Source organism: Kribbella sp. NPDC043289, from assembly GCF_056436705.1.
The window spans coordinates 946260-967268 of sequence record NZ_JBWKCB010000002.1 but is presented as its reverse complement, the minus strand read 5'-3'; the positions used below and the strand labels follow the sequence as shown (position 1 = coordinate 967268).

Below are 21009 nucleotides of genomic sequence, written 5' to 3'. Positions count from 1 at the left end.
GGGCCGGTGCGGTCGTAGGGTCTGCAGGGTGCGCGGGCTGTGGGACCGCGCGGAACGGAGACGGTGTGATGGGTGCGGGAGTCAGCAGGCGGCAGGTCCTGGGGATCGGCGCGGGACTCGCGGCGATGGCTGTGGCCGGGTGCGGCTCGAACACCGGGCGAGCGACCGGCAGCGGCAGTGGCGAGAAGCCGGCGCTGCAGCAGTGGTACCACCAGTACGGCGAGGCGGGCACGCAGCAGGCGGTGGAGAAGTACGCGAAGGCGTACCCGGACGCGACCGTCACGATCCAATGGTCGCCCGGTGACTACGAGAAGAAGGCGTCCACGGCGCTGCTCACCGACCAGGGCCCGGACGTGTTCGAGTACCCGAACGGTCCGACGATCGACATGATCAAGGCCAAGCAGGTCGTCGAGGTCACCGACCTGCTGGGCGACGCCAAGGACGACTTCAACCCGGCGCTGATCGAGCGGATGTCCTACCAGGGCAAGCTTTACGGCATCCCGCAGGTCATCGACATGCAGCTGCTCGTGTACCGCAAGATCCTGCTCAGCGCGGCCGGCCTCCAGCCGCCGCAGACGGTCGACGAACTGCTCGCCGCCGCGAAGAAGCTCACCACCGACAAGGTCAAGGGCCTGTTCGTCGGCAACGACGGCGGGGTCGGCGTGCTCGGTGGGCCGGCGCTCTGGTCGGCCGGTCTCGACTACGTGACCAAGGACAACCAGTTCGGCTTCGACGACCCGAAGGCGTTCGAGTCGCTGGCCAAGCTCCGCGAGTTCTGGACCTCGAAGGTGCTGTTGCTCGGGGCACCGACCGACTGGTCCGACCCGTCCGCGTTCACACAGGGTCTGACCGCGATGCAGTTCACCGGTCTGTGGACGCTGCCGGTGATCGAGAAGGCGTTGCCTGGCGACTACGGCGTACTCCCGTGGCCGAAGCTGAACGCGACCACCGGCGAGGCGAGCGTGCCGGTCGGGGCGTACGGCGCGTGCATCAACGCGAAGTCGAAGAACGTCGACGCCGCGAAGAAGTACGCCCAGTGGCTGTGGGTCGGCCAGACCGACGATCAGCTCGACTTCGCGCAGTCGTACGGCTTCCACGTCCCGGCCCGCAAGAGTCTCGCGGTGAAGGCGGAGAAGCTGAAGTCCGGCCCGGGCGCCGACGCGGTCAAGCTGCTGAACCAGAACGGCCGTCCGCAGAATCCGATGCTCTGGTCCCCGAAGGCGAGTACGGCGTACTCCGACGCGCTGAGCAAGATCATCCGCAGCGGCGCCGACCCGGCGGCCGAGATCAAGACCGTCAAGTCGGTCACCGAGGCCGAACTGAAGCGGATCACCGGATGACGCTCGACCTGCGACCGCTGACCGCCGACGACCACGAGCTGATCGAGCTCGCCCGCCGCACGGTCGACGCGAACACCGACGGACCCGACGGCGTCTACACGATGGGCGCCGCGGTCCGCGGCGTCGACGGCCGGATGTACGCCGGGATCAACCTGTACCACTTCACCGGCGGCCCGTGCGCGGAACTGGTCGCGCTCGGCCGCGCCCGCGCCGAGGGTGCCCGCGAGCTCACCACGATCGTGGCTGTCGGCAACGAAGGCCGCGGCGTCGTCGGCCCGTGCGGGCGGGACCGCCAGGTGCTCGTCGACTACCACCCCGGGATCCGGGTGATCCTGCCGTCAGCGGACGGCCCCGGCTCGGTCCTCGCCACGGACCTGCTCCCGGGCGCCTACCGCTGGACTCCCTGAACGACGGGGATGATGTCCTTCCCGTACGACGCCAGGGTCTCCTCCTTGGCGTCGTGCTGGAGGTACAGCGCGAACTGGTCGACGCCGAGGTCCTTCAGCTCGTTCAGGCGGGCTATGTGGTTCTCCACCGGCCCGAGGATGCAGAACCGGTCCACGATCTCGTCCGGGACGAAGTCGGTGTGGGTGTTGCCGGCGCGCCCGTGTTCGGCGTAGTCGTACCCCGTGCGGCCCTCGATGTAGTCGGTCAGCTCCTGCGGTACGGCGCCGCTCGAACCGTACCGGGACACGATGTCGGCCACATGGTTGCCGACCATCCCGCCGAACCACCGGGTCTGGTCACGCTGGTGCTTCAGGTCGTCCCCGACGTACGCCGGTGCGGCGACGCAGAACTTGATCGCCATCGGATCCCGGCCCGCCTCCTCGGCCGAGCGCCGTACCGCTGCGATCATCCACTCGGCGATGTGCGGGTCGGCGAGCTGCAGGATGTAGCCGTCGCCGACCTCGCCGGCCGCCGCCAGGGCGCGCGGACCGTACGCCGCGACCCACACGTCGAGCGCACCGTTCTCGACCCAGCCGAACTTCAGCTGCTGACCGCGGAACTCGACCGTCTCGCCACGGGCCAGCCCCCGGACCACCTCGACGCACTGCTTCATGTGCGCGATGGTGCCCGGCTTCTTGCCGAGCGTGCGGAGCGCCGAGTCACCACGGCCGATCCCGCAGATCGTCCGGTTGCCGAACATCTCGTTCAGCGTGGCGAACTGGGACGCGATCACCGTCCAGTCGCGGGTCCCCGGGTTCGTCACCATCGGGCCGACGATCACCCGGTGGGTGTTCGCGAGAATCTGGCTGTAGATGACGAACGGCTCCTGCCAGAGCAGGTGCGAGTCGAACGTCCACACGTAGCCGAACCCGGCGTCCTCCGCCTTCCGGGCCAGCTCCACCACCGTGGACGCGGGCGGATCACACTGGAACACCACACCGAAGTCCACAACATCCCCCCTACATCAGATAAGACGACAGACCGCGCTTCAGGAATTTCCCGCGACCCTTCCGGCCGTGGTAGTTGCCGTCAGCCACGATCACCTCGCCGCGCGAGATCACCGTGCCCACGCGGCCCTGGATCTCGACCCCTTCGTACGCCGAGTAGTCCATGTTCATGTGGTGCGTCGCGACCCCGATCCGCGTCGTACCGTCCGGGTCGTAGATCACCAGGTCGGCGTCGGACCCGGGCTGCACGATGCCCTTCTGCGGGTACAGCCCGAACATCCGGGCCGGCGTGGTCGCGATCGTCTCCACCCAGCGCTCCAGCGACAGCTTCCCGTCCACCACGCCCTGGTAGACCAGGTCGACGCGGTGCTCGACGCCGCCGATCCCGTTCGGGATCTTGGAGAAGTCGCCGAGGCCGAGCTCCTTCTGGTCCTTCATGCAGAACGGGCAGTGGTCGGTCGACACGATCGCCAGGTCGTTGTTCCGCAGGCCCTTCCACAGGTCCCGCTGGTGCGACTCGTGCTTGCTGCGCAGCGGCGTCGAGCAGACCCACTTCGCCCCCTCGAACCCGGGCGCCCCGAGCTGGTCCTCCAGCGTCAGATAGAGGTACTGCGGACACGTCTCCGCGAACACGTTGCGGCCCTGGTCGCGCGCCTCGGAGACCTTCGCGAGGGCCTCGCTCGCGGACAGGTGGACGATGTACAGCGGGCAGTCCCGGGCGACCTCGGCGAGCGCGATCGCGCGGTTCGTCGCCTCCGCCTCGAGCGCGGCCGGGCGGGTGATGCCGTGGTAGATCGGGTCGGTCTCGCCGCGGGCGATCGCCTGCTGGACGAGGACGTCGATCGCGATCCCGTTCTCGGCGTGCATCATGATCAGCGCGCCGTTCTCCCGCGCGGTCTGCATCGCGCGCAGGATCTGGCCGTCGTCGGAGTAGAAGACACCCGGGTAGGCCATGAACAGCTTGAAGCTCGTGATGCCCTCGTCGGCGACCAGCTGGTCCATCGCCTTCAGCGCGTCGGTGTCGACGCCGCCCAGGATCATATGGAACGCGTAGTCGATGTGGCACTCGCCCGCGGTCTTCGCGTGCCAGGCCGCCAGCCCGTCCTGCACCACTTCGCCGGTGCGCTGGATCGCGAAGTCGATGATCGTCGTGGTCCCGCCGTACGCCGCGGCGCGGGTGCCGGTGTCGAACGTGTCACTGGCCGACGTCCCGCCGAACGGCATCTCCATGTGCGTGTGCCCGTCGATGCCGCCCGGGATCACGTACTTGCCGGTGGCATCGATCACCTCGTTCGCGGTGATCGCCGGGGTGAACGACGGGTCGAGGACGGCGACGATCTTCTCGCCCTCGACCAGCACGTCCGCGACCCGGGTCCCGGTCGGTCCGATGACGGTTCCACCCTTGACCAGCAAAGACATCCAGGCCACTCCCCTTTGAGCGGTTGCGTTTCGCTACGGTTTCGTCAGGTCTCCGTACGCGTCCGGCCGGCGGTCGCGGTAGAACTGCCAGCGGTCCCGGACGGTGTCCAGCAGCCCGAGATCCAGGTCCCGGACGATCAGTTCCGGATCGTGCTCGTGGCCGGTGTCGCCGACGAACTTGCCCTCCGGGTCGACGAAGTACGACGTACCGTAGAAGTCGTTGTCGCCGAACTCGGACTCGATCCCGACCCGGTTGATCGCGCCGATGTAGTACTCGTTCGCGACCGCGGACGCGGGCTGCTCGAGTTTCCACAGGTACGCCGACAGGCCGCGGCTGGTCGCGGACGGGTTGAAGACGATCTTCGCGCCGGCCAGCCCGAGCGCCCGCCAGCCCTCCGGGAAGTGCCGGTCGTAGCAGATGTAGACGCCGATCCGGCCGACCGCGGTGTCGAAGATCGGGTAGCCGAGGTTGCCCGGGCGGAAGTAGAACTTCTCCCAGAAGCCCTTCACCTGCGGGATGTGGTTCTTCCGGTACTTACCCAGGTAGGTGCCGTCGGCATCGATGACGGCGGCGGTGTTGTAGAGCACGCCGGGCTGCTCCTGCTCGTACACCGGCAGCACCATCACCATGCCGAGCTCGCGCGCGAGCGCTGCGAAGCGCTCGGTCGTCGGCCCCGGGACGGACTCGGCGTACTCGTAGTACTCGGCGTCCTGCTTCTGGCAGAAGTAGGGCCCGTAGAACAGCTCCTGGAAACAGATCACCCGAGCCCCCGCGGCGGCGGCCTGCCGCGCGTAGTCCTCGTGCGCCTTGATCATGGACTCCTTGTCACCGGTCCACGACGTCTGAACGAGTGCAGCCCTGACAACGTCCGCCACCAGACCTCCCCGAGTAGCCAAGTCCCCATGCTCCGTCCGCCGCCTACCACCCGTCAATGGATGCCGCGAACCCGCGATCAGATCCTGATGGTGCGTGACGCGGCGGCCAGCACGCGGCCACCGACGGTGGCGTGGGCCGGCGGTTCGTGCGTGGTGTGCAGCTGGGACCCGGCGCCCTGGACGACCAGCAGGTCACGGGCGAGGTGCGCGGTGAGTTGGGTGACGGCGGAGCCGGTGGCCTCGTCCTCCTCGACATTCATGGCGGGAGCGAAGGCCCGGGCCCGGATGATGCCCGCGGACTCGTCCTGCCAGGCCCAGAGGAAGGTATGGCCGGCCGAGTACGACGCAGGTTCGGCGGCCAGGACTTCCTCGGGAGAGGAGAGGTGGTGCCAGTCCCAGGCGCTGCCCCAGGTGGTGTCGGCTCGAACGGCGTAGAGATCGCCGGAGCGCGTGACGGGGATGGGGCCCGCGGGGACGTGCAGGGTGTCGACGCGGTGACCGTGCGTGTGGAGCCAGGCCGCCGCGCCGACCGTCGGGTGACCGGCGAAGGCCATCTCGCCAGTGGCGGAGTAGATACGGAGCGTGCCGGTGGCGGCGTCGTCGACGTACACGGTCTCGCTGTAGCCGAGCTCGGCGGCCACGCGTTGCCGGTCCGTCTCCGGGACGAGGCGGCCGTCGACGATGCCCAGTGGGTTGCCGAAACGGCCGTCCGGGTCGGTGAAGACCCTGACGACCTCGACCGGGAGGTCGGTCAAACTCAGAGAACGGCGATCGCGGCGACGACGGCGATCAGGATGACCGCGGCGCCGACGATCGCGAGCACGCGGCCGTTCAGCTTGGGTTCGGACTTCGCCTCGGTCTCACCTTCGTTGACGAAGGCGCGGAACATCTGCGTGCTCGCACCCGGGTCCTGCTCGTTCTCCACGTGGTGCGGGACATTCTGGTCAGCCATGGCCCCAGACCCTACCTGTCGTGGGTCCGCGGGACGCAGACCGCCCGCCGAGACCTCACGAAGACCTGATGTACCATTTGGTACATGCGCTTCGATCACTCCAGCACGATCCAGGCTCCGCCCGAGCGGGTCTGGGAGGTCTTCAGCGACGTCGAGCGGTGGCCCGACTGGACCCCGACCGTCGATTCCGTCGAGCGGCTCGACGCGGGCCGCATCCACCTCGGCTCCCGCACCCGGATCCGGCAGCCCAAGCTCCCGGTCGCCGTCTGGGAGGTCACCAAGCTCGAGGACGGGCAGTACTTCGAGTGGGTCTCCAAGGCGCCCGGTATCAAGACCACCGGCGGCCACCGCGTGATCAGTACGCCGGACGGCACCGTCGCGACCGCGACGATCATCCAGGAAGGCCCGCTCGGCTGGCTGTTCGGCAAGCTGTACGCCAGTCTCACCAAGCGCTACATCGCCACCGAGACACAGAAGCTGAAGGAGGCTAGTGAGTCGGGACAGTCTGCTCACTGACGCGGTCGAGCATTTCGCGAAGCATGGGATCGGGGACGCGAGTCTGCGGACGATCGCGTCGTCGATCGGCACGAGTCACCGGATGCTCATCTACCACTTCGGCTCCCGCGAGGGCCTGCTCGCCGAAGTGGTCCGCACGGTCGAACAGCAGCAACGTGACCTGCTCGCGGCGCTGTCGGATCTGCCGGTCGAGGAGCAGGCCGAGCAGTTCTGGCGTCGCGTCACCGAGGCCGCGCTCGTCTACGGTCCGCTGTTCTTCGAGCTCAGCGCCCACGCGATGCAGGACCTGCCCCACACCGAGTCGCTCAAGGCGGACCTGGTCAACGTCTGGCTGCCACCGCTGACCGAGCTGTGCGTCCGAGCAGGCATCCCGCCCGCCGAGGCACCGGCGTACGCGCGGCTCGGTCTGGCCGCCTCGCGCGGGCTGCTCTTCGACCTGCTGCTGACCGGTGATCGCGCGGACGTCGACGAGGCGTCCGCGCTGCTCAACCGGCTGTTCACGCTCCCGGTTCGGTAGGCGTCTCGACCCAGCCCGCCACGATCGGCAGCCGCGAGTCCCGCAGTACGGCGGCAAACGCGAACGGCCGGTCCAGCGATACCTCGAGCCGGGGGTGCTGGCGCGTGACCATCGCGGCCCGGGTCATCGCCATCGCGGTCACCGCTGCCGCCTCGAACCCGGTCGCGAAGAACCGCGCGAGCACCTTCTGCTTCGCCTGCCCGACCCGCAACGGCGTCGGACTGAGCGCGCTGAAGTGCCCCTCCGCACCCGGATCCGACGTCACCGCGGTCAGCCCGAACAGTTCCCGCGACTCGACCAGATCGTGCTCGGCCTCGATGCTGAACGACGGCACCGTCAGCTTCACATCAGGCCGCGGCGCCGTCGTCTTGCCGATCCGCACACCGGGAGCGACCTGCGCACCGGTCTCACCTTGCTCGATCAGCACACTCCCAGGCACCCCGTCGTCGGGCCGCGCCGCCACATCCAGCAAGCCCGCCAGTACGTCGGCCCGCGCGATCTGCGGCTGTCCGATCCCAAGCAGTACGTCGACGTCGGCGTCACCGGCGACCGTCGCGACGGTGAGCCACGCGGCCGACGGATGCTCGTAGCGCCGTACCGTGTCGAGGTCGTCGTCCGCGCGCTCGAGCCAGTGCCATGAGCCGGCCCAGGCGCCGTCGTGGACCCGGCGGATCTGTTCGGTGAACGGGCGGACCCAGGTCGTGCGCAGCAGCAGCGCCGAGGCCAGCACGAGCTGCAGGTCGCTGTCGATGTCGAGCGGCATCTCAGGAATCAGACCGTCGGTGTGGTCGGCGGCCCAGGCGTCGAGTTTGGCCTTGTCGACGCTCGCGTTGCCGGTCAGCAGGCCGACCAGTGGCGCGGGCATCACGCTGTCGAAGGACTCGGCGAGCTTGAGGTTCTCGTTCACCCAGACGCCGAGCGCGGCGTGCAGGTCGGCGGAGTCCTCGATCGCCTCGATCAACCGGATCGCGTCGGTCGCGGCGGTGTCGGCGTTCACCCCGGAGGCAGCGGCCAGCTCCGCACGACCGGGCTCGTCGGCGGCGGTGGCCAGCAGGGCAAGCAACGGCCACAGGCCGAGCCCAGCGACCACGGAGTTCCCCGTTGGAAGCGAGCCGGCCCAGCGGGTGGTGAGGTCGTTGACTGCGCGCACCACGTTGGCGTCCATGTCCCCCACAGTGCCACGCCCGGACGCCCAGGCCATCACAATCGCCGCTCGACCTGCCCGCCAGGCGGGCGATCCGGCCGGCGGCCGGATTGTGATGGCCTGCAGGTCCGTGCTGATCTTGATTTTCATTTCCGCTCCGACTCTGCCAGCATTCCGGCATGACGTCGGCCAAACAGGAGACCTCGGGGTCCTCGATCGCGTTCACCGCGACCCTGATCCTGCTGGTCGGTACGGCGTTGTTCGGGCGGCGGCTGTTCGCCGGGTGGTTCACCGACGACGGGGTCCGGACCTGGGCGACGATGTTCGTCGGGGTGACCGTCCAGGCAATGCCGTTCCTCGTACTCGGCGTGACGCTGTCGGCCGCGTTGACCGCGTTCGTCCCGGCGTCGTTCTTCGCCAAGGCGCTCCCCCGGCACCCGGCCCTCGCCGTACCGGTGGCGAGTGCGTCCGGCGTCGTCCTGCCCGGCTGTGAGTGCGCCTCGGTCCCGGTGTCGGCCGCGTTGATGAGCCGCGGGGTCACACCGGCCGCCGCGATCGCGTTCCTGTTGTCGGCGCCGGCGATCAACCCGGTCGTGCTGGCGTCGACGGCGGTCGCGTTCCCCGGCCAGCCGAAGGTCGTGGTCGCGCGGGCCGTGACCTCGCTCGCGGTGTCGATGGTCCTCGGCTGGCTGTGGTTGCTCACGGGCAGAGGCGGGTCGTGGCTGAAGCTCCCGAAGAACAGGCATGCGCACGACGCCGGCAAGTTCGACGTGTTCCGTTCCGCGATGTTGCACGACTTCCTGCACGCCGGTGGCTTCCTGGTGATCGGAGCAGCCGCCACGGCCACGCTGAACGTGGTGGTGCCGCGGGCGTGGCTCGATCACGTGGCGGGGAATCTCCTGCTGTCGGTGGTGATCCTCGGGCTGCTCGCCGTACTGCTGGCGATCTGTTCGGAGGCGGACGCGTTCGTGGCGGCGAGTCTGTCGCAGTTCTCGCTGACCGCGCGGCTCGCGTTCATGGTGGTCGGGCCGATCGTGGACGTGAAGCTGATCGCCTTGCAGGCCGGGACGTTCGGGCCGAAGTTCGCTGTCCGGTTCGCGCCGGCGACGTTCGTGGTGGCGTTGCTGGCCAGCCTGCTCGTCGGGTGGTGGTTGTTGTGAAGCGCAACGTGGCAGGCCTGGTGATGGTTTTCGTCGGGGCCGCCGTGGTGCAGCTCGCGACCTCGGGGACGTACCTGCGGTACGTGAAGCCCGGGATGCGGTGGATGTTGCTCGCCGCCGGGGTGATCCTGATCGTGCTCGCGGTGATCGACGTCCTCGTGGGCACCCGTTCGAAGGATCAGCACGAGCACGGTCTGCCGAGGGCCGCGTGGTTGCTGCTGATCCCGGTCTTCGCCCTGCTCGTCGTCGACCCGCCGGCCCTCGGCGCGGACGCCGCTCAACGCCAGTCCCCGGTCGCCGCGAAACCGGTCGAGCCGCAGGGGAACGCCTTCTGGCAGAGCGATCACGGGTACGGTCCGCAGACGCTCGCGGTCCGCGACTACGCCGTCTGGGCGGTGTGGGAGAAGGACACCATGAAGGGCCGCTCGTTCCAGCTCACCGGCTTCGTCACCCCGGCGAAGAACGGCGTCTGGTACGTGACCCGCATCGGTCTGACCTGCTGCGTCGCCGACGGTACGGCGTTCATGGTCGAAGCCCGTGGCCGAACAGCGCCACCGAAGAACCAGTGGGTGACCGTGACGGGCACGTGGGCCGAGCCGACCAGACGAGTCGACGGCGATGTCGCCGCACTCACCGTCGAGTCGGTCGAACCGGTCAGCGCGCCGGTCAATCCCTACGAGTAGTTCACCCAGCCGGCGACTACGGGCACACCGGTCGGCCGGTGACCGGCGACGAAACCGAAGGGCCGCTCGAGCGAAACGTAGAGCGCCTTGCCGGCAGGTATCGGCGCGGACCCAGCCGCCATGGCCATCGAGGTCACCGCGGCAGCTTCGAATCCAGTCGCGGAGAAGCGCGCCATCACGGCCTGTCGCGCCTGGTCGATCGCGAGCGGCTGTGGACTCAGGCCGGGGAAATGCCCCGCGCTCTTGTCCGCAGCAGTCGCTAAGCCGAAGACGTCCGGGTGGTCCAGCAAGTCATGCTCCGCGTCGATCTCGAAGTACGGCAGCGACAGGATGACAGTCGGCGTCGGCGACATCGTCTCGATCACCTTGACACCGGGCGCCGACCGTTCGGCCGCCAGCACCTCGGCACCGCTCGCCCCGTCCCCATCGAGCTCCAGCGCCGCCGTCAACACGGCCGCCCGTCCACTGTCACCAACCACCAGCCGTACGTCGAATTCGCCAACTCCACGCACCGTCACAACGGTCAGCGGACCCGTCGCGGTCTCGTACACCCGCAGACTCTCCAGGTCCGTGTCCGTACGCCTCAACCATCGCTGGTCGCCCCGCGGGTACTCGTCGAACGGCAGCTCCCACTCGGTCTTCAACGCCAGCGCCGACGCCAGGACGAGCAACACCTCAGGCGTCACCTCGACCGGCATGTGCTTCAGCAGTCCACCCGTCTGCTCGACGACCCATGCATCCAGCGCGGCCGCGTCGGTCAACGTCCCGCGTACTTCGGGTGGCAGGAAGCGATCCACTCCCGCCTGCAGTTCGATCTCCGGGCGCGTCCACAACCCGAGCGCCAGGCGGAGTTCGGGGGCGTGCAGCAGACCGGCGTACCGTCCGCCGGCCGCCTCGGCGAGTTCGGTGTGGGCGGGCTCGTCCGCGACCTCGGCCAGCATCGCGAGCAACGGCTGGACGCCGAGGCCGGAGATCACCGTGCTGTCCTCACCGGGCAGCGCGGCGATCCATCGAGCGGTCAGGCGACTGACGTGCTGAGCATCCACTCAGTCATCCTTGCGCATCGGCCTTCGCGCGATCGACCGCAGGTGCCGGCGCGACCGGGGTACGGCGGCGCACGATCGTGCACGCCATCCCGCCGATCACCAGCACCGCCGCGATCGCCTGCTGCGCGCCGACGGCCTCACCGCGCAGCACCCAGGCCGCGGTCATCCCGACGATCGGGACCAGCAGCGAGAACGGTGCGACGGTGCTGGCGTCGTACTGCCGGAGCAGGTAACCCCAGACCCCGAAGCCGAACAGGGTCGCCGCGAAGGCGAGGTACGCGATCGAGCCGACGCCGCTCAGCGTGATCCCGCGGAGCGCGTCGAGATCGACCCGCGGACCCTCGGTGAGCAGCGAGAGGATGAGCAGCGGTACGACGGCGACGGCGCTGACCCAGACCATGAAGCGCAACGTGTCCGGCGGCTTGGCGTACCGGGTGATCGTGTTCGACACGCCCCAGAAACCGCCCGCGACGATCACCAGCGCCAGTGCACCGACCGGCGCCGACAGCTTGAGGTCGAGCACGACCAACACGATCCCCGCGCACGCGATCAGGATCCCGATCAACTGCGCCGGCCGCGGGCGCTCCCGCAGTACGGCGATCGCGAACAGGACCGTGAAGATCACCTGGCACTGCAGCACGAGCGAGGACAGCCCGGCCGGGACGCCGTGATCCATCGCGATGAACAGCAGGCCGAACTTCGCCACCCCGAGCGCGAGCCCGACGCCGACGACGTACCGCCAAGGGACGCGCGGTTTGCCGAGCAGGAAGACCGCCGGCACGGCGGCGAAGAAGAACCGCAGCGCGGACAGCAGCAGCGGCGGAACGCCTTCGAGCCCGACCTCGATGACGACGAAGTTGATGCCCCAGACGACAACGACGGCAAGCGCGAGGAGCAGGTCACGAGGCTTCATGTCGTCCAGTGTCGGCGGCGGTACACTTAAGGACCAGCACCGATTACTACCGTCGTCAATGTAGGAGTGCTACATGATCGATCTCGGTCGGCTCCGGGCGTTGCACGCGGTCGCACAGCACGGTTCGGTCAACCGGGCGGCCGAAGTGCTCGGGTACACGCCGTCCGCGGTGTCGCAACAGCTGGCGAAACTGGAGCGTGAGACGCGGACGACGCTGGTCGAGCGGCAAGGGCGCGGCATCGTGCTGACCGACGCGGCACAACAGCTCGCGGCGACCGCGGCGCAGATTCTCGAGCTGGTCGAGGACGCCGAGCTGACGCTCGAGGAGCAACGCGGTCACGCGATCGGGACACTCAGCATCGCCGCGTTCCCGACTGCTGCCCGCGGACTGCTGCCGCCGGCGATCGCGCGACTGGTCGACGAGCAGGACCGGCTCGACGTCCGGCTGATCGAGACCGACCCGTTCGAGGCCGTTGCCGCAGTCAACCGTGGCGAGATCGACATCGCCATCGTCCACGACTGGCACAACACCCCACTCGCCCTGCCGGAGGGCCTGTCGCGGGTGAAGCTCGGCGTGGACCCGGCCGATGTCCTGGTGCCCGCCTCGCACCGACTGGCCGGCAAGGAGTTCGTCCGCGCGGAGGACCTCGTGGGCGAACGCTGGATCTGCCAGCCGGCCGGCTCGATCTGTCACGAGTGGCTGATCCGCACGATGCGCCGCGCGGGCGTCGAACCAGAGGTCGCGTACTCCGTCGCGGAGTACCAGACCCAGCTCGCGATGCTCGCCCGCGGAATCGGCGTCGGCCTGCTCCCCCGCCTTGGCCGCGGACCGGTCCCCGACGGCGTGGTCGTCGTACCGCTGGAGCCTGCGCCGAGCCGTCGCCTGTACGCCGTCTGGCGGACGACCACGTCGCGCCGCCCGGCGATCACCGTCACGCTCGCGACGCTGAAGGCCGCCTGGCCGGACCGCGACACCGCGTGAACCGTTGACAACACTCTGCGATCTCCTCTAGGTTTCCGAGAACTATTAGGAAACCTTCCTAATGATCCCCCGACGCCCCTCGGAGGAAGTTCATGATCCGTTCGCTCCTGGCCGGCGCAGTGCTGGCCGCTTCCACCCTGCTTCCGATCCAAGCTGCGCAGGCCGCCGATACGCCGGTCGGCCGTAACGGGCAGTTGCACGTCTGCGGCACCAAGCTCTGCAACGAGCGGAACGAGCCCGTCCAGCTCCGCGGGATGAGCACGCACGGCCTGCAGTGGTACGCGAACTGCCTCAAGACGGCCTCGCTCGACGCGCTCGCGAACGACTGGAAGGCCGACATCCTGCGCATCTCGATGTACGTGCAGGAAGGCGGCTACGAGACTGACCCGCGCAAGTACACCGACCTCGTGAACAACTACATCGAGGAGGCCACCAAACGCGGTCTCTACGCGCTCGTCGACTGGCACCAGCTCGACCCGGGCGACCCGAACGAGAACCTCGCGCTGGCGAAGACGTTCTTCACCGAGATCGCCGAGCGGCACAAGGACAAGAACAACATCATCTACGACATCGCCAACGAGCCGAACGGTGTCAGCTGGGCCGGCATCAAGTCATACGCCGAGCAGATGGTGCCGGTGATCCGGGCCAAGGACCCGGACGGCGTGATCTTCGTCGGCACCCACGGCTGGGCCTCGCTCGGCGTCTCCGACGGCCACACCGAGGCCGACGTGATCAGCAACCCGGTGAACGCGTCGAACCTGATGTACACGTTCCACTTCTACGCGGCGTCGCATCAACAGGAGTACCTCGACGCACTGTCCCGCGCCGCGGACAAGATCCCGTTGTTCGTCACCGAGTTCGGCACCCAGACCTACACCGGTGACGGCGGCAACGACTTCACCTGGTCGCAGAAATACCTGGATTTCCTGGACAGCAAGCAGATCGGCTGGACGAACTGGAACTTCTCCGACGACTCCCGCTCCGGCGCCGTCTTCAAGGAGGGCACCTGCGCGGGCGACGACTTCACGGGTACGTCGATGCTCAAACCGGCCGGTGTCTGGATCCGGGACCACCTCCGGAACCGCCCGGCTGCAGCGGGTTCCACCGACGTCGGCAACTCCGCCGAGCTGAAGGCCGCGCTGGCCAGTGCGAAGCCCGGTGACACGATCAAGCTTGCCGACGGCACCTATACCGGAAACTTCAAGACAACGGTTTCCGGCACGTCCTCGGCACCGATCACGCTGACCGGCTCCGCGAACGCAGTACTCACCGCTGGTGGCGGCTACGGCCTGCACCTGAACGGGGCGTCGTACTGGAACGTCCGCGGGATCACGGTCACCGGCGGCCAGAAGGGCATCATGGTCGACAGCGCCGCCCACGTCACGATCGACGGCGTGACCGTGCACGGGCTGGACATGGAAGGCGTGCATTTCCGGAACAGCAGCACGTACGGCGTGATCAAGAACTCGCGCATCTTCGACACCGGCAACGACGGCCGCGGGATGGGCGAGGGCGTGTACATCGGCAGCGCGGGCGGCACCTCGGACAAGTCCGACCACGTGCAGATCCTCGGCAACACGATCGGCCCGGACGTCGGCGGCGAGGCGGTCGACCTCAAGGAGGGAACCACCGGTGGCCTGGTTTCCGGGAACAGCTTCGACGGCCGCGGCCTGACCAGCGCGAACTTCGACGACAGCTGGATCGATGTCAAGGGCAACAACTACGTGATCGAGAACAACACCGGCAAGAACACCACGAACAACGGCTACGAGACGCACACCCAGCAGTCCGGATGGGGCTGCGGGACGGTGTTCCGCGGCAACAAGTCCGACCTGACCGGGGCCACCGGGAGCGGGCGGTACGCGTTCAACATCACCAACTACAACGCCTCGAGCTGCAAGGTCGCGGCCGACCGCAGTAACACGATGACCGGCGGGAAGGCGCTGACCAATCCGGGCATCCCGGTGAGCTGAGATTCCCCGGCCGCCCTGCCCGGCGGCCGGGGCGCCGGCCCGGCTGGACCGCCCCGTCAGCCGGGCCGGCCGGCTGTCCTGACCTCAGCTGCCCTGACCTTGGACGGGTTGCCCTCGGACGCCCCGGCGAGCTGGCGGAGCTTCGCCTCGGTCTCCTCGTCGGCGGGCGTGTACACGGTCGCCCGGGTCTGACCGAGCTGCGACAGCCACAGGTTGACGGGCTCGATCCGCAGGACGCCGGCGGTGGCGTTCTCCAGCAGCTTGATCCGGGTGCTCGGCGCCGCCACGTCGTACCGTTCCCAGAGCTCCGCGAACAGTGTCGAGCCGGCCAGCAGCCGCGCGACGAGGTCCTGCCACGCGGGTTCGCCGACGTGGTCGGCCATCGCGGCCCGGAACCCCGCGACCATGTGCAGCTTCATCGACTCGGACTCGACGAAACTGCACCGCCACTCCTGCGACACGAACGTCACCCAGAGCATGTTGCGCTCCTCGAGCGGGATCTCGCGCAGGTCGAGCACCACCCGGCAGTACGCCTCGTTGAACGCGAGGATGTCGTAGCGGGCATTCAGTACCAGCGCCGGGTACGGCGTGACCGCGTCCAGCGTCCGTTGGACCGACTCCGGCATCACCGTGCACTCGGCACGCGTCGGCCCGAGCTGCAGTCCGGCCAGCGTGAACAGGTGGTTCCGCTCCTGGCGATCGAGCCGCAAGGTGTCGGCGACCGCGTCGAGCACCTGCGCCGACACGTTGATGTCCCGGCCCTGCTCGAGCCAGGTGTACCAGGTCACCCCGACACCGGCGAGCAGCGCGACCTCTTCCCGGCGCAGTCCCGGCGTACGTCGCCGGCCGCCTGGTGCGAACCCGGCCTCCTCCGGCCGGATGCGCTCTCGCCGACTGCGCAGGAACACTGCCAGCTCCCGCCGTTGCTGGCCCTTGTCCGCGACGTCCTGGCGTGCGAGGCCCGCGGTCGGCGGCGAAGTGTCGGTGGCGGCTGGGACAGTGGTCATGGTTCCATCATGGGCAGTGATCGATCCTGGTGCCAGGTGCTGCGAGTAATAGGATAACCAGGCTCTCACCACCAGGTTCCGAGTGCGCCCACGCTGGACGCATGACAGACCAGCTCCAAGCCGCCACCACCCCGGTCGCCGCCCGGCCGCAGGCCGCCGTACCGCTGCTCGGCCCGGTGGCGCTGACCACGTTGCTCTTCGGCGCCTTCCTGCCGATGCTCTCGTTCTTCATCATCAACGTCGCCCTGCCCGCGATCGGGTCCGACCTGCACGCCAGTTCCGGTCAGCTCCAGCTCGTCGTCGGCAGCTACGGCATCGCGAACGCCACCCTGCTGGTGGTCGGCGGACGGCTCGGCGACGGGTTCGGCCGCAGGCGCCTGTTCCTGATCGGTCTGACCGGGTTCACCGTGATGTCGCTGATCTGCGCGATCGCCCCGACGATCGGCGTACTGCTGGCGGCCCGCGTCGTCCAGGGCGCGGCCGCCGCCGCGATGACCCCGCAGGTCCTCGCGTCGATCTCTGCGCTGCTCACCGGCGAACACCGAGCTCGCGCGATGGCCATGTTCGGTGTCGCGGGCGGTGCCGCCGCGGCGCTCGGTCAGATCCTGGGCGGCATTCTGGTCGAGGCCGACGTGTTCGGCCTGGGCTGGCGCTCCGTTTTCCTGGTCAACGTCCCCGTCGGTGTGCTGGCCATCGCGGCCGCTCTCCGATTGCTCCCGGAGACTCGTGCAGACCGCGCGCAGCGGGTCGATCTGGTCGGCGCCGCACTGCTCGCAGTGACGCTGGTACTACTGCTCCTGCCGCTCACCGAGGGCCGCCCCCTCGGCTGGCCGCTGTGGACCTGGCTCTGCCTCGCCGCGACCGTCCCGGCCGTCGCGCTCCTCGGCCTGCACCAGCACCGGTCCGAGCGAGCTGGCCGGCATCCGCTGATCCCGCCGACCGTACTGCGGTTGCGCGCGATGCGGATCGGTCTGCTACTCGCGGTCGCGTTCTTCACCACGTTCGGCGGCTTCATGTTCGTCTTCGCGCTCGCCACGCAGGGCGAGGCCCACATGTCCCCGCTGGAAGGCGGCCTGAGTCTGCTGCCGTTGGCCGTGGGCTTCCTGGTCACCTCGGTCTACGGTCCCCGCTTGCAGGTCCGGTACGGCGCCGGCCTGATCGTGCGCGGCTGGATCATCCAGGCCGTCGGCTACGGGCTGCTCGGCGTCGTGGCGCTCACTCTCTGGCCGCACGTGGACCCGTGGCGCCTCGCCGTGCCGATGCTGATCGCCGGCTTCGGCTCCGGCCTGGTCATGGTCCCGCTGATCGGCGTCGTCCTCAGCCAGGTCCCGCCAGCACAAGCGGGCCTGGGTAGCGGCATCCTGCTGACCAGCCAGCAGACCTGCTTGGCCCTGGGCGCCGCCACCGTCGGTACGGCGTACCTGTCCCTGGCAGGCACCTCCTGGGGCCAGGGCGGCGCACTCGCCGCAGTAGCGATCGCGATCACCGCGATCTCGCTACTAATGACCCCAGTCACGCACCAGCTGCGGACCAGTGGGCGGGGCGCGTAACAGCCTTCGGCAGTCTGGTTGCTTGGTCGCCTCGGGCGGCGTTGATCTGGGACTGGGTGAGGAAGAGCGCACCCGTCAGGTCGGCGCCGCGGAGGTCGGCGTCTCGGAGGTCGGCGCCGATCAGGTCTGCCTGGCAGAGGTCGGCTTGGCGGAGGTCGGCGCCGATGAGGTAGGCGCCACGGAGGTTCGCCTTCGCCAGGTCGGCTCCGCGCAGGCGCGCTCCGATGAGGTCGGCGCCGCGGCGTTCCTTCTTCTTGGGCTGCTTGCCGCGGATGTCTTGGCTGGTCTTGAGCAGCAACTCGTTGACGACGGCCCGCTCGGCCGCTACGTCGACGGTGGCGAGGTCCGGCGTACGGCTGACTGCTTGGACTCGGTCGATCGCGGGCTGCACGGCCTTGTTGTGTTCAAGGGCTTCTGTCAGGTACCAGAGCAGTTCGTGCAGCTGGCGCAGGATCGGGAGGGCGGCGAACATCTGCTGTCCGGATTGCTCACGCCAGCTCTTACCGGCGCGCTTCGAGATCTCCTGGCCGGCGCCGAAGCAGTCGTAGACCGTGCAGCCCGGGAAGCCCTTGGACCGCAGCTTGGTGTGAATCGTGCAGCGGAACTCGTCGCTGAGATTCGGGCAGGCTTCGCCGGCGGACTTGTCGATCGCGAAGTCCGCCGACTTGCTGAACGTCAGCGCGACACAGCACAGGCCGAAGCAGTTGCCGCAGTCGGCCTGGAGATCCGCGCGCAGATCAGTTGTTCTCGGCAACCGTCTGGCCGGTGCGGCGCCAGCGGATGCCGGCCTCGATGAACTCGTCGATCTCGCCGTCGAACACACCCGACGTGTTCCCGGACTCGTACAGCGTCCGCAGGTCCTTCACCATCTGGTACGGGTGCAGGACGTAGGACCGCATCTGGTCACCCCAGGACCCGGCGACGTCCCCACGCAGCGCGTCCAGCTGGGCCCGCTCCTCGGCCTTCTTCAGCGCGAGCAGCTTGGCCTTCAGGATGACCATCGCGCTGGCCTTGTTCTGCAGCTGGGACTTCTCGTTCTGGCAGGAGACCACGGTCCCGGTCGGGATGTGCGTGATCCGGACCGCGGAGTCGGTGGTGTTGACGCTCTGACCACCCGGACCGGACGACCGGTACACGTCGATCCGCAGCTCTTCTTCCGGCACGTCGATCTCATCGGTCTGCTCGAGCACCGGGACCACCTCGACCGCGGCGAACGACGTCTGCCGCCGGCCCTGGTTGTCGAACGGCGAGATCCGGACCAGCCGGTGCGTACCCGACTCCACACTCAGCGTGCCGTACGCGTACGGCGCCTTGACCCCGAACGTGGTCGACTTGATCCCGGCCTCTTCGGCGTACGACGTGTCATAGACCTCGGTCGGGTAGCCGTGCCGCTCGGCGTACCGCAGGTACATCCGCTGCAGCATCTCGGCGAAGTCCGCGGCGTCCACACCGCCCGCGCCGGAGCGGATCGTCACCAGCGCCTCGCGCTCGTCGTACTCACCCGACAGCAGGGTGCGGACCTCGAGGGACTGGACGGCCTTGGCGACCGAGCCCAGCTCCTTCTCCGCCTCGGCCAGGCTGTCCGCGTCGTTCTCCTCGCGGCCCAGCTCGACCAGCACGCCGAGGTCGTCGAGCCGGCTGCGCAGGTTCGTCACCCGCTCCACGTCGGACTGCAGACTGGACAGCCGCGACGTCACCTTCTGCGCGTTCGCCTGGTCGTCCCAGAGATCAGGCGCAGCGACCTGCTCGCCGAGCCCGTCGATCTCCTTGCGCAGCGCAGGGAGATCCAGCACCTTCTCGATCGAGGTCATCGTCGCGTCGAGCTGCTTCAGCTCCGCGTCAAAATCCAGTCCAGCCACAACTAAGCAGCTTAGCTCAGGCCAGTCCACGACGGAGAACGGCAAAGACCTGGGCGATCGCCTGCTCGAGTTCGGCCTGCGCTCGTTGCAGCTCCTCGGGGGTCGCGTCGTCGGGCAGGACGGTCATCAGGCGTTCCTCGAGCACCTTCTGTGCGGCGGCGTACAGGGCGGCGATCAGGCGGTTCCGGAGATGGTCCGGCGACTGCTCGTCGAGGGCCTCGGTGAGGGAGGTCTCCAGCTCGTCGGCGGTCAACCGGCGCCGGGCGAGCAGCGCCGGGCTGCCCTCGATCGTGCGCACGAACTGCTTCCAGGTCGCCAGATGACCGACCTCCAGCCGCTCCCGCGTCTCCGCCAGGTACTGCGCTTCCAGCACGTCCACCGGATCCGCACCCGGCGGCGCCGCCCGGATCGCCCGCGCCGGACCGCGCCACCACCCCGCCTCGTCGAAGAACAGATCCTCCTTCGCCGGGAAGTGGTTGAACACCGTCTGTACGGCGACATCGGCAGCGCGGGCCACCTCGGCGACCGTCACCGCGTCGAAGCCGCGCTCGAGGAACAGGGTGGTGGCCACGTCCGAGATCGCCTGCTTCGTCTGCTGCTTCTTGCGCTCCCGGCGCCCGAGCTCCATTGCCACACCGTAGAGCATCTGCTTTACTGATTCCATTATTGTAGTCACTACATTTTTGGAGCACATCCAATGACGATTCTCGTCACCGGAGGCCGCGGCACCATCGCCCGCGCCCTCGTCACCGGCCTGACCGCGGCCGGACAGGACGTCCGCGTCGCCAGCCGCGAACCCTCTTCCCTTCCTTCTGCAGTCATCTACGACCCCGCTGACCCGGCGCCGGCGCTGGACGGCGTCACCCAGGTCTTCCTGTACTCCGACGCGCAGTCCGCACCCGCCTTCGTCGCCGCGGCCGAAGCAGCCGGGGTCAAGCAGGTCGTGCTGCTGTCGTCGCTGTCCTCACTCGGTGGCCCCGAGGACCCGCACGCGAAGGCCGAGCAGGTGATCACCAACGCGTCGTACGCGACGACTCGGCTCCAGCCCGGTGCGTTCATGAGCAACGCGAAGTACTGGGCCCATCAGGTCCGCGCCACCGGCCAGATCCGGCTGCCTTACCTCGACGCCGAGGAGGCGCCGATCCACGAGCTCGACATCGCCGACGCCGCGCTCCGCGTGCTGCTCGACGGCCCGGGCAACGGCCACGACGGCCGCGGCTATCCCCTGACAGGCCCCGAGTCGATGACGCGCCGGCGCCAGATCGAGCAGATCACCGAGGTCACCGGCGTACCCATCGAGGCCGTCGACCTCACCCCCGACCAGGCCCGCGCCGAAATGGGCCTCCGCGACGAAGGCCAACGCGAAACCCTCCTCGCGTACTGGGCCTCCCGAGTAGGCACCCCGGCCTCCATCGAGCCCGGCGTAGAACTCCTCACCAACCACACCGCCCGCCCCTTCACCACCTGGCTGACCGACAACCCCACCCTCTTCACCTAGGCCCTCACCCATCCCCACCCGTCGCCCCGCCGGCTGCCCACCCCGGACTGAGCACACCCCGCGGGGACTCAGCACAGGCAATAGCCTGTGCCGACCCACCGGTTCCTGTCCCCACCCACCGGCGCCGGCTGCTACCCGCACCGAACGGCCAGGTGAGCGAAGCCCGGGGCGCGGGCGCGG

General features: G+C 68.7%; 22 protein-coding genes. 10 read left to right on the top strand and 12 right to left on the bottom strand.

The features are described 5' to 3' along the window. Positions 1–68: 68 nt before the first annotated feature. Together AC0662_RS16385 and AC0662_RS16380 are read left to right on the top strand one after the other, a co-directional pair. A complete protein-coding gene (locus AC0662_RS16385; protein ID WP_478301410.1) occupies positions 69–1340 on the top strand; it encodes an ABC transporter substrate-binding protein in 1272 nt (423 codons plus the stop codon). Then, the gene (locus AC0662_RS16380) at positions 1337–1747 is read left to right on the top strand and encodes a cytidine deaminase family protein (protein ID WP_478301408.1); all 411 of its coding nucleotides are present in this window, start codon (positions 1337–1339) and stop codon (positions 1745–1747) included. Before AC0662_RS16385 ends, AC0662_RS16380 begins: the two co-directional genes overlap by 4 nt. Here AC0662_RS16380 and AC0662_RS16375 read toward each other — a convergent pair. The 5 genes from AC0662_RS16375 to AC0662_RS16355 form a co-directional block, all read right to left on the bottom strand. Beyond that, the gene (locus AC0662_RS16375) at positions 1729–2736 is read right to left on the bottom strand and encodes a TIGR03842 family LLM class F420-dependent oxidoreductase (RefSeq protein ID WP_478301406.1); all 1008 of its coding nucleotides are present in this window, start codon (positions 2734–2736) and stop codon (positions 1729–1731) included. The genes AC0662_RS16380 and AC0662_RS16375 overlap by 19 nt on opposite strands. Positions 2737–2746: 10 nt before the next feature. After that, positions 2747–4153: a dihydropyrimidinase gene (gene hydA / locus AC0662_RS16370; RefSeq protein WP_452194830.1), complete on the bottom strand. Its 1407-nt coding sequence runs from the start codon at positions 4151–4153 to the stop codon at positions 2747–2749. Positions 4154–4186: 33 nt separating this feature from the next. After that, positions 4187–5029, bottom strand: a complete 843-nt coding sequence (locus tag AC0662_RS16365) for a nitrilase-related carbon-nitrogen hydrolase (protein ID WP_478301404.1) — start codon at positions 5027–5029, stop codon at positions 4187–4189. Between the two features lie 77 nt (positions 5030–5106). Next, complete coding sequence (locus tag AC0662_RS16360) at positions 5107–5784, bottom strand: PhzF family phenazine biosynthesis protein (protein ID WP_478301402.1); 678 nt, start codon at positions 5782–5784, stop codon at positions 5107–5109. A gap of 2 nt (positions 5785–5786) precedes the next feature. After that, positions 5787–5981, bottom strand: coding sequence for a hypothetical protein (locus AC0662_RS16355; protein ID WP_452194824.1), 195 nt, complete (start codon positions 5979–5981; stop codon positions 5787–5789). Positions 5982–6065: 84 nt separating this feature from the next. On the opposite strand from AC0662_RS16355, the gene AC0662_RS16350 reads away from it, so the two are divergent. Continuing rightward, on the top strand, positions 6066–6497 hold the full coding sequence (locus AC0662_RS16350; protein WP_452194822.1) for an SRPBCC family protein: 432 nt from the start codon (positions 6066–6068) through the stop codon (positions 6495–6497). After that, complete coding sequence (locus tag AC0662_RS16345; RefSeq protein ID WP_452194820.1) at positions 6472–7014, top strand: TetR/AcrR family transcriptional regulator; 543 nt, start codon at positions 6472–6474, stop codon at positions 7012–7014. Before AC0662_RS16350 ends, AC0662_RS16345 begins: the two co-directional genes overlap by 26 nt. On the opposite strand, the gene AC0662_RS16340 is transcribed toward AC0662_RS16345, so the two are convergent. Further along, on the bottom strand, positions 6995–8308 hold the full coding sequence (locus tag AC0662_RS16340; RefSeq protein WP_478301399.1) for a serpin family protein: 1314 nt from the start codon (positions 8306–8308) through the stop codon (positions 6995–6997). The two genes, AC0662_RS16345 and AC0662_RS16340, sit on opposite strands and share 20 nt — an antisense overlap. A gap of 29 nt (positions 8309–8337) precedes the next feature. Between AC0662_RS16340 and AC0662_RS16335 the strand changes: the two genes are divergently transcribed. Then, complete coding sequence (locus tag AC0662_RS16335) at positions 8338–9318, top strand: permease (protein WP_478301397.1); 981 nt, start codon at positions 8338–8340, stop codon at positions 9316–9318. Then, complete coding sequence (locus AC0662_RS16330) at positions 9315–10001, top strand: TIGR03943 family putative permease subunit (RefSeq protein ID WP_478301395.1); 687 nt, start codon at positions 9315–9317, stop codon at positions 9999–10001. The genes AC0662_RS16335 and AC0662_RS16330 overlap by 4 nt, the downstream gene beginning before the upstream one ends. Here AC0662_RS16330 and AC0662_RS16325 read toward each other — a convergent pair. Both AC0662_RS16325 and AC0662_RS16320 read right to left on the bottom strand, forming a co-directional pair. After that, positions 9992–11047, bottom strand: coding sequence for a serpin family protein (locus AC0662_RS16325; RefSeq protein ID WP_478301393.1), 1056 nt, complete (start codon positions 11045–11047; stop codon positions 9992–9994). The two genes, AC0662_RS16330 and AC0662_RS16325, sit on opposite strands and share 10 nt — an antisense overlap. 4 nt (positions 11048–11051) lie before the next feature. After that, complete coding sequence (locus AC0662_RS16320; protein ID WP_478301391.1) at positions 11052–11960, bottom strand: EamA family transporter; 909 nt, start codon at positions 11958–11960, stop codon at positions 11052–11054. Positions 11961–12033: 73 nt separating this feature from the next. Here AC0662_RS16320 and AC0662_RS16315 point away from each other — a divergent pair, with 73 nt between their 5' ends. Together AC0662_RS16315 and AC0662_RS16310 are read left to right on the top strand one after the other, a co-directional pair. Further along, positions 12034–12942 (top strand): LysR family transcriptional regulator, encoded by a 909-nt coding sequence (locus AC0662_RS16315; protein ID WP_478301389.1) that lies wholly within the window; start codon positions 12034–12036, stop codon positions 12940–12942. A 92-nt stretch (positions 12943–13034) separates the two neighbouring features. Next, positions 13035–14915 carry a cellulase family glycosylhydrolase gene (locus AC0662_RS16310; protein ID WP_478301387.1) on the top strand — a complete coding sequence of 627 codons (1881 nt, stop codon included), beginning with the start codon at positions 13035–13037 and terminating at the stop codon, positions 14913–14915. A gap of 56 nt (positions 14916–14971) precedes the next feature. Here the strand turns inward: AC0662_RS16310 and AC0662_RS16305 are convergent, their stop codons facing one another. After that, positions 14972–15922: a helix-turn-helix transcriptional regulator gene (locus tag AC0662_RS16305; RefSeq protein WP_478301385.1), complete on the bottom strand. Its 951-nt coding sequence runs from the start codon at positions 15920–15922 to the stop codon at positions 14972–14974. Positions 15923–16023: 101 nt separating this feature from the next. On the opposite strand from AC0662_RS16305, the gene AC0662_RS16300 reads away from it, so the two are divergent. Continuing rightward, positions 16024–17472, top strand: a complete 1449-nt coding sequence (locus AC0662_RS16300; RefSeq protein ID WP_478301383.1) for an MFS transporter — start codon at positions 16024–16026, stop codon at positions 17470–17472. Here the strand turns inward: AC0662_RS16300 and AC0662_RS16295 are convergent. From AC0662_RS16295 to AC0662_RS16285, 3 genes are read right to left on the bottom strand one after another with little or no spacing between them, the layout of a single operon-like run. Further along, on the bottom strand, positions 17435–18226 hold the full coding sequence (locus AC0662_RS16295) for a pentapeptide repeat-containing protein (RefSeq protein ID WP_452194803.1): 792 nt from the start codon (positions 18224–18226) through the stop codon (positions 17435–17437). The genes AC0662_RS16300 and AC0662_RS16295 overlap by 38 nt on opposite strands. After that, positions 18210–19331 (bottom strand): peptide chain release factor 2, encoded by a 1122-nt coding sequence (prfB, locus tag AC0662_RS16290; RefSeq protein ID WP_452194801.1) that lies wholly within the window; start codon positions 19329–19331, stop codon positions 18210–18212. The genes AC0662_RS16295 and prfB overlap by 17 nt, the downstream gene beginning before the upstream one ends. A 16-nt stretch (positions 19332–19347) precedes the next feature. Beyond that, entirely contained in the window at positions 19348–19959 is a 612-nt protein-coding gene (locus tag AC0662_RS16285) for a TetR/AcrR family transcriptional regulator (protein WP_452194800.1), read from the bottom strand. Positions 19960–20028: 69 nt separating this feature from the next. Here AC0662_RS16285 and AC0662_RS16280 point away from each other — a divergent pair, with 69 nt between their 5' ends. Beyond that, positions 20029–20829: an SDR family oxidoreductase gene (locus tag AC0662_RS16280; RefSeq protein ID WP_452194798.1), complete on the top strand. Its 801-nt coding sequence runs from the start codon at positions 20029–20031 to the stop codon at positions 20827–20829. Positions 20830–21009: the final 180 nt, after the last annotated feature.

Bases quoted from the DNA above. Each gene is read 5' to 3' on its own strand.
- AC0662_RS16385 (WP_478301410.1), top strand. From the start codon at position 69: ATGGGTGCGGGAGTCAGCAGGCGGCAGGTCCTGGGGATCGGCGCGGGA.
- AC0662_RS16305 (WP_478301385.1), bottom strand. From the start codon at position 15,922: ATGACCACTGTCCCAGCCGCCACCGACACTTCGCCGCCGACCGCGGGC.
- AC0662_RS16380 (WP_478301408.1), top strand. From the start codon at position 1,337: ATGACGCTCGACCTGCGACCGCTGACCGCCGACGACCACGAGCTGATC.
- AC0662_RS16350 (WP_452194822.1), top strand. From the start codon at position 6,066: ATGCGCTTCGATCACTCCAGCACGATCCAGGCTCCGCCCGAGCGGGTC.
- AC0662_RS16335 (WP_478301397.1), top strand. From the start codon at position 8,338: ATGACGTCGGCCAAACAGGAGACCTCGGGGTCCTCGATCGCGTTCACC.
- hydA (WP_452194830.1), bottom strand. From the start codon at position 4,153: ATGTCTTTGCTGGTCAAGGGTGGAACCGTCATCGGACCGACCGGGACC.
- AC0662_RS16285 (WP_452194800.1), bottom strand. From the start codon at position 19,959: ATGGAGCTCGGGCGCCGGGAGCGCAAGAAGCAGCAGACGAAGCAGGCG.
- AC0662_RS16300 (WP_478301383.1), top strand. From the start codon at position 16,024: ATGACAGACCAGCTCCAAGCCGCCACCACCCCGGTCGCCGCCCGGCCG.
- AC0662_RS16280 (WP_452194798.1), top strand. From the start codon at position 20,029: ATGACGATTCTCGTCACCGGAGGCCGCGGCACCATCGCCCGCGCCCTC.
- AC0662_RS16310 (WP_478301387.1), top strand. From the start codon at position 13,035: ATGATCCGTTCGCTCCTGGCCGGCGCAGTGCTGGCCGCTTCCACCCTG.
- AC0662_RS16340 (WP_478301399.1), bottom strand. From the start codon at position 8,308: ATGAAAATCAAGATCAGCACGGACCTGCAGGCCATCACAATCCGGCCG.
- AC0662_RS16320 (WP_478301391.1), bottom strand. From the start codon at position 11,960: ATGAAGCCTCGTGACCTGCTCCTCGCGCTTGCCGTCGTTGTCGTCTGG.
- AC0662_RS16355 (WP_452194824.1), bottom strand. From the start codon at position 5,981: ATGGCTGACCAGAATGTCCCGCACCACGTGGAGAACGAGCAGGACCCG.
- AC0662_RS16315 (WP_478301389.1), top strand. From the start codon at position 12,034: ATGATCGATCTCGGTCGGCTCCGGGCGTTGCACGCGGTCGCACAGCAC.